The organism is Microcystis sp. 49638_E5, assembly GCF_021300285.1.
GTDB lineage: Bacteria > Cyanobacteriota > Cyanobacteriia > Cyanobacteriales > Microcystaceae > Microcystis > Microcystis aeruginosa_C.
This window is the reverse complement of the sequence record NZ_JAJTDH010000135.1, coordinates 1-6,847: the sequence shown is the minus strand read 5'-3', so window position 1 is coordinate 6,847 and position 6,847 is coordinate 1. Positions and strand designations below refer to the sequence as shown.

The following is a 6,847-nucleotide window of genomic DNA, read 5'->3' as shown; positions in this document are numbered from 1 at the left end:
GCTTCAGTATTCAGCCATGGACGGGATGGTGTTAACAGTGGTGAATTTACCGCTAGGTCATCTGTGCTACCACTTCGGCTTAACTCTAATAAATAATCCCTATAATTTTCTCCTGTCTTGAGATCGGCTTGATCGTTGAAAAAATACCAGATATAAGGATCTCTTGGAGCAAAAAACCCATTCCCAACAGGATCGCAGCCATTAGTATCAACGTGAATTATTGGGGCTAAATTTGGGCGTAAAATAACAGATGCTTCCAAGATATCTGAATTGGTAAACGTCTGCCCATCAGGAGTGGTAATGACAAGATCGGGGCTTGAATACTGAATCATTACAATCCAATCGTTGGGTTTGTTCCCAGTGCTGTTTATCGCGGCTGATATTATCTTGGTTCTACTAGCAAGGATATTTCCAGTTTCATCTAAATCGTTAATTTTTGTCAACTCCCCTATTTTAATAGGAATATTTCTATCTCCTCCTATATAAAACTCAAATTTATTGTCTGATTCAATGCTAAATAAAACTTTAATAGGATAAATTTCAGGAATAGCTTGTCGTGGTCTTCTGTTAATAATTTGAGTTGATACGGTTTTAGTCTCTCCCTGAAAAGAAAAAGCAAACCATCCTGATTGAGTTTCGCTAACTAAAACCGTCGTTGAGTTTAGATCATTTCCTGCCTTAGCTGATATAGTTTTGCCATTGGGGAGTCGAACTGATACCATTTCCCCTGCTTTAGTCAATCGGTTTATTTTGCCAATCTTCATAAAAATAACCCTTTGTGAGGGCTAGTAATTTCCATCAATTAAGAGAGACAATGCGAGTTGCTCACCTTGATTTTACCACTACCGATCCTTTCCAAGGATAAAAAGGCTTGGCTGACTCAAATAACTCTTGGGGTGATATCAGATTATAGGGAACTTCGGTGTAAAAGCAATTGGTGATAATTAGCACTCGTGCCACTAATCCACTACAGATAAATCCGTGATCAAAATGCTCTAATAGCGGTTCAAACAGTGATATCAAAGCCATTCTTATCGAGTCACGAGATATCCCAAATAAACCAAGAATCGCAGGCAGTGTTTTGTTGCCATAAAGAGACTGAATCAATATAGCAAAATAGTTATACTTGTATCCCCTATAGGCTTTAGCAGCAAGGGATAAAAACTCGCCTGTTACTTTAGGACTTTTTATTTTAGGCTTTCTAAAAAATACTTGTACATTCGGGTCGTTAAAATACTTAGATATAGTATCTTCTCTTACTCCTTCTTTTGCGGATGCTTCTATCAATTCATCTTCTCCTGTGACAATAAAACAGTGGGAAACCTTAATATCTGACACTCTAACCCAATCGGTAAAATAAGCAATCCCAATAGAAGTTAAATTAGATTTATTGTAAGTGAATCCGATATAACCTACGTCATAGTTTTCTTTAAATCTTGGCTGAATAGAGTTAATTTTCATGGCAGTATTTAGGCTGTTTGATAGTAATTTTATAATCTTTTTGATGGAAACCAAAACGGGAAAAATGATGGTCAAAAGAATTGGCATATGGCAATCCTGTAAAGATGCCAATAAGAATCAGATTAATTATTGATAATTCCCATGCAATATTTGCCATCACAAGTCCCAAGAAAAAGCCTTCATTCCATACTAACTAACTTCTGCAAACATTGCGCCGTCTCTAGCTGCTTCTATTTTTGCTCTAATCAAATCATCGTAAAAAGCAATAGTTACCCCTACTCCTCTTGTGTCAATAGTTGCTAAGGTTTTTTCTACTATGTAATAAGGTTTTTTAGTGTAAATGTAAAGCCGTGGATTATCTGCATCTTTAGCGTAGGCTATTGCGTCGATAGTGTCTTGCCTAAGCTCTTTAATGTCGTTAGCATCTACAGCCCTAAAATGCTCTGCTCCTGCTTGTATTAGCTCTAATTCATGTTTATCCATTAACTTATTCCTGGGTACTTATTGGACCAATTTAGATTATCCCATTTGCCACTATTTTTAAGTTCGATTAGCTGAGAAACAGCAATATTTTTGTTATACTTTTCTTCTAGCTCTTGCCTTCTAGATTGAAATTGAAGCCTTTTTAGGACTAACTGAATAGTAACAAAGTCTAGTGTACTATAAATTTGTAATGCTGACTGAACATCAAAGATTGATATTAAGTCCGCTATTAAATCTCCTTCACTATCCCCACACGATGGCAAAATAAACCCTTCGGATATATCTGGGACTATGGATGGCTCAACGTCCATGTTTTCTATAATCTTTAAAATCTCAAGAGTTGAGTCTTTGTCTAGGCTATTGATATCTTTTTCATTTAGCCCCCATTCACCTAGATAAATTGCTATAGTCTCTGATTGCCCTTTAGCGTTATTGGCAACTAAAAAGTCTATAGGGCTTCTCCCTAGGGGAATAGATAAAGAATCTAGCCAGCCCGATATTAGCAAACAAATCATTTTAGCCTCTCGTCTTTTTGCTGCGGAGACGGGGCGTAAAACAAGAACCTTGCCATTAGGTAATTGATAGGGAAAAACTTTCACTAATCTTTTTCCCAAGATAACTTAGTTGAGATTATTCCCTGAAAGCCATTATCCTGATTAGCGTTCAGGGATATAGTGACCATATTTAGATCGCATCCTATAAATGCTGCTCTAAGTGCTTTTTGTCGATAAGTTCCAGTTAGCCCATTAGCTCTTAAGTCGTTTAATTTTTGGGCTAACCATGATTGCCAGTCGGCTAAAATCAAAAAATTAGAGATTGATTCCTCCGTAAAGCTGACTATTAATCTAATTGAAAAGCTTATGTCTAGGCTTGTCTGGGGGTCTAACATTCCAGTCGGATCTAAGTCAATTGAGTTAAGAAAGACTGCTCCCTGTGGAGATTGGTTCGGCGTGTGAATATCCGAAAAATAAGAAAATTTGATGGGTTTAGATGCTTCCGATAGTCCTACAGCTTTTGATTCGAGGTATAATATTAATGCTTGCCATAGGGCTGAATTATAGGAAAAGTCCATGTTTTCTAAGTCTGGAGTTCAAAATTTTTTAAATACTGCTTATAGCAATATACCTAATAAATTTAAACTCTGGGTAATAGTTGATGGCGTTCCTAGAAAAGTTTTAAATTCTGATGGCTCTGAACCGTTTTTAAGAACAATAAACGTCAAAACCAATCAAGAACTAGCGTTATTAGATGGCTATAGCTTTGATGCTACTATTTACCGCGCCACGGTAATAGGGGCAATTACTTCAGGTACTCCGCATTTAGTTTCAGGACTTCCTAGCAGGATTAGGACATTTAGCGGGGTGATTAATTCAGGCATTCCGACTGCTAATGATTCATGGTTTTTGACTGAGGATGACGGGGCTATTAGTTCGGCTCGGTTTATTGCCCTAAAACACCTAAAAAGAGAATTAAAATTAGATAGTTTTGATTCAATTTATTTAATCAGAGAACCTGGCTATGTAGTCGTTGAACAACTGTCGTCTACTAGGGTCACTCAGAATGGAAACCGTAGGGTAACTAGAAATGGTAATATTAGGGTAAGTGTGGCTTGAGGAGCCGAACAAATGGCAGACGTAAGAATTATTGACTTAGACCTTGGATCGGTGAATGACAATCACCTATTCGAGTCTGACGATGGAAGCTCTTCTTTTAAAATAACTGCCATTGATTTACGTGCTTACTGCCAAAATGGTCTGACTCCTCAATCAATCGGAATTGCTGCGGGTGTAACGATTGCAGAGTTGGGATATCTAGATGGGGTTACATCATTAATTCAAGCGCAAATTGACGCTAAAGCTCCTATTAATAATCCTACCTTCACTGGTACGGTGTCTGGTATTACCAAGGCGATGGTAGGATTATCCAATGTAGATAATACGAGTGATGCTGATAAGCCTATTTCGACACTTCAACAAACAGCTTTAGATGGAAAGGCATCAACATCTGTCACTATTAATACGGCTTCAGGATTGACTGGCGGCGGATCTCTTTCTGCAAATAGAACTATATCTTTAGATGTTTCTGCACTTCAATCTAAAACAAATCCATCTGTTTTAGATGAGGTTTTGATTTACGATCCTGTTAGTTTGAGCCACAAAAAGACTACCGTATCGGGGATAACTTCTGGGCTTTCTGGCGGCGGAGGCGGGGTAACTGCTCATAACGCACTAACAGGATTAAGTAATGATGATCACCCTCAATATTCCCTTGCTAATGGTACTAGATGGACTGTTACCCCAACTGCTAACAGGGTAGTTATTTCCACCGCGTCAGGAGTGCTTGCCTCTTCTAGTATTTCAACAACTGAATTGGGTTACTTAAGTGGTGTCACATCATTAATTCAAGGACAATTAAATAATAAAACCGATTCGGGGCATACTCATTCAATTGCGAATATTGCCAATCTTCAAACCGATTTAAACGCTAGAGTTTTAACCTCTAGGGTTATTGCTACGGCTTCGGGACTGACTGGCGGCGGAGATTTATCAGACAATAGAACAATAGGGTTAAACATTCCTGGGTTAGCCGCAAAAACAACCCCGTCTATTTTGGATGAGGTTTTGATTTATGATGTTTCAACTTCAACCCACCGACGGACTACAGTATCGGGAATAACGGGCTATTCTGGCGGTGGTGGTGGGGTAACTGACCATAATGCGTTAACAGGATTAAATGGAGATGATCACCCTCAATATTCCCTTGCTGACGGCACTAGATGGACTGCTGCCCCAACAACTAATAGGGTAGTTATTTCCACCGCGTCGGGAGTGCTTGCCTCTTCTAGCATTTCAACAACTGAGTTAGGTTACTTAAGTGGTGTTACGTCATTAATTCAAGGACAAATAGACCTAAAAGCTCCTATCAATAATCCTGTCTTTACAGGTACGGTATCTGGTATTACCAAGGCAATGGTAGGACTGTCCAATGTAGATAATACGAGTGATATAAATAAGCCCATTTCAACTCTTCAACAAACAGCTTTAGACCTAAAAGCTCCTATCAATAATCCTATCTTTACAGGTACGGTATCTGGTATTACCAAGGCAATGGTAGGACTGTCCAATGTAGATAATACGAGTGATATAAATAAGCCCATTTCAACTCTTCAACAGGCAGGTTTGGATCTAAAAGTTTCTAACTCTAGAGTTATTGCTACGGCTTCAGGACTGACAGGCGGGGGAGATTTATCGGCTGATAGGACTATCGCTCTAAATATCTCAGGGCTTCAATCTAAAACAAATCCCTCTATTTTAGATGAGGTTTTAATTTATGACGTTTCGACTTCAACTCATCGACGGACTACCGTATCGGGAATAACGGGCTATTCTGGCGGCGGAGGCGGGGTAACTGCTCATAACGCACTAACAGGACTAAATGCCGATGACCACCCTCAATATTCCCTTGCCAATGGTACTAGATGGGCTGCCGATCAAACAGCTAATAGAGTAGCGATTTCCACCGCGTCAGGACACTTATCAGCATCTTCTATAACAACAACTGAATTAAGTTACTTAAGTGGTGTTACGTCACTAATTCAAGGACAAATTGACAACAAAACGGCATCTGGACATACCCATTCGATTGCTGATATTAACAACCTTCAAACCAATTTAGATTCTAGGGTTTTAAACTCTAGAGTTATTGCTACGGCTTCAGGATTAACAGGAGGAGGTGACTTATCAGCAGACAGAACAATAGGATTAAATATCCAAGCACTACAATCTAAAACAGTTCCTGCCAATGTAGATCAGGTTTTAATCTACGGAATATCAGAATCAGCCCATCGGATCACAACTGTATCAGGAATAACTTCGGGACTACAGCCGCTATTAATTAATGCGGAAAACATAAAAACGATTAACAATCAATCTGTACTCGGCTCTGGAAATCTAACAATTACTGGCGGTGGTGGCGGTTCCCCAACAATAACAACTTTGACCGACGCTGCTACTGTCACCCCTAACGTAGATACAACTACAATAGGAATACTAAATTCTTTGTCGCAAGATACGACGATAGCTAACGCTACGGGTACTCCTACTAATTATCAGGAATTAGTATTAAGAATTACTTCGGCTTCTATAAGGCGAATAGTTTGGGGTTCTGCCTACGCTGGATTATTACCTAACACAACTTCTGGGGGAGGCATTGAAGATTATTTCTATTTTAGATTTAATTCCCTAGACAATAAATTTGATTTAGTGTCTAGTAATCAACCCTCCGACGAAGTTGAACTATCTTATCTAGTTTCTACTTTAATTCTTACAGGTAATTTATGATTGAAATTCCCACAGGAACCGAACTAAAATACGTCAATTTGACATTAAACAATGTCTCATTGCAGAATAGATTCTCGGCGGCTATTACAATAGTTGCCACCGCTATCTTGCAAGATAGCAATAGCTCATCTCAGCTAATAAAACTGGCTAAAAACGTTGCTAATGATTCTAGTGCAATGCAAATTTTAGTACAGCAATCAATTAAATTTGCTATTTCGGAGGGATTAATTATTACCTCTTCTGCTACGGTACTTGATAACAAAGACGGGACGTTTGACGACAACACCGTTACAGACTCCTCGATTTTGGGAATTGTTCAGGGACTAGCAGCCAACTCTTCATTACTCACAATTTTAGGATACGAAAATTAATTATGGCACTTAACCCAGATACACAGAGTCCAAAATACGCCATTGATCAAAATACTTTTAAAGGAATTTTGACAGGCACAACAATCGGAGCCTTGAACTCTGATACTAACGGAGTTATTGTTTCTCCTGCCACTACTTTTGGAAGTAGGGTTGTTTCTTTAGTTGGGATGACAAACGATACTGTAACAGTCA

Annotated in this window: 9 protein-coding genes; 4 read left to right on the top strand and 5 right to left on the bottom strand. The window is 38.8% G+C overall.

Going from position 1 to position 6,847, the window contains the following annotated elements; genetic code table 11:
• From LW728_RS21960 to LW728_RS21940, 5 genes are all read right to left on the bottom strand, one after another.
• Positions 1 to 764, bottom strand: a 764-nt coding sequence (locus LW728_RS21960; RefSeq protein WP_287768269.1) for a hypothetical protein, incomplete at its 3' end; no start/stop codon positions are given.
• A 61-nt stretch (positions 765 to 825) separates the two neighbouring features.
• The gene (locus LW728_RS21955; protein ID WP_287768267.1) at positions 826 to 1,461 is read right to left on the bottom strand and encodes a hypothetical protein; all 636 of its coding nucleotides are present in this window, start codon (positions 1,459 to 1,461) and stop codon (positions 826 to 828) included.
• 189 nt (positions 1,462 to 1,650) lie between these two features.
• Entirely contained in the window at positions 1,651 to 1,944 is a 294-nt protein-coding gene (locus tag LW728_RS21950) for a hypothetical protein (RefSeq protein ID WP_287768264.1), read from the bottom strand.
• The gene (locus LW728_RS21945; RefSeq protein WP_287768261.1) at positions 1,944 to 2,558 is read right to left on the bottom strand and encodes a hypothetical protein; all 615 of its coding nucleotides are present in this window, start codon (positions 2,556 to 2,558) and stop codon (positions 1,944 to 1,946) included. Before LW728_RS21945 ends, LW728_RS21950 begins: the two co-directional genes overlap by 1 nt.
• Positions 2,543 to 3,016, bottom strand: coding sequence for a hypothetical protein (locus LW728_RS21940; protein WP_287768258.1), 474 nt, complete (start codon positions 3,014 to 3,016; stop codon positions 2,543 to 2,545). Before LW728_RS21940 ends, LW728_RS21945 begins: the two co-directional genes overlap by 16 nt.
• On the opposite strand from LW728_RS21940, the gene LW728_RS21935 reads away from it, so the two are divergent.
• The 4 genes from LW728_RS21935 to LW728_RS21920 form a co-directional block, all read left to right on the top strand.
• Positions 3,015 to 3,557 carry a hypothetical protein gene (locus tag LW728_RS21935; protein ID WP_287768255.1) on the top strand — a complete coding sequence of 181 codons (543 nt, stop codon included), beginning with the start codon at positions 3,015 to 3,017 and terminating at the stop codon, positions 3,555 to 3,557. The genes LW728_RS21940 and LW728_RS21935 overlap by 2 nt on opposite strands.
• Positions 3,558 to 3,569: 12 nt before the next feature.
• Positions 3,570 to 6,284 (top strand): phage tail fiber repeat family protein, encoded by a 2,715-nt coding sequence (locus LW728_RS21930; protein WP_287768252.1) that lies wholly within the window; start codon positions 3,570 to 3,572, stop codon positions 6,282 to 6,284.
• Entirely contained in the window at positions 6,281 to 6,655 is a 375-nt protein-coding gene (locus tag LW728_RS21925; protein ID WP_287768250.1) for a hypothetical protein, read from the top strand. The genes LW728_RS21930 and LW728_RS21925 overlap by 4 nt, the downstream gene beginning before the upstream one ends.
• A 2-nt stretch (positions 6,656 to 6,657) precedes the next feature.
• Positions 6,658 to 6,847: hypothetical protein (locus tag LW728_RS21920; RefSeq protein ID WP_287768247.1), on the top strand; the 190-nt coding region annotated here is incomplete at its 3' end.

Excerpts from the sequence above, each read along its gene's own strand:
- LW728_RS21950 (WP_287768264.1), bottom strand. The coding sequence starts at position 1,944 with ATGGATAAACATGAATTAGAGCTAATACAAGCAGGAGCAGAGCATTTT.
- LW728_RS21925 (WP_287768250.1), top strand. The coding sequence starts at position 6,281 with ATGATTGAAATTCCCACAGGAACCGAACTAAAATACGTCAATTTGACA.
- LW728_RS21955 (WP_287768267.1), bottom strand. The coding sequence starts at position 1,461 with ATGAAAATTAACTCTATTCAGCCAAGATTTAAAGAAAACTATGACGTA.
- LW728_RS21935 (WP_287768255.1), top strand. The coding sequence starts at position 3,015 with ATGTTTTCTAAGTCTGGAGTTCAAAATTTTTTAAATACTGCTTATAGC.
- LW728_RS21940 (WP_287768258.1), bottom strand. The coding sequence starts at position 3,016 with ATGGACTTTTCCTATAATTCAGCCCTATGGCAAGCATTAATATTATAC.
- LW728_RS21930 (WP_287768252.1), top strand. The coding sequence starts at position 3,570 with ATGGCAGACGTAAGAATTATTGACTTAGACCTTGGATCGGTGAATGAC.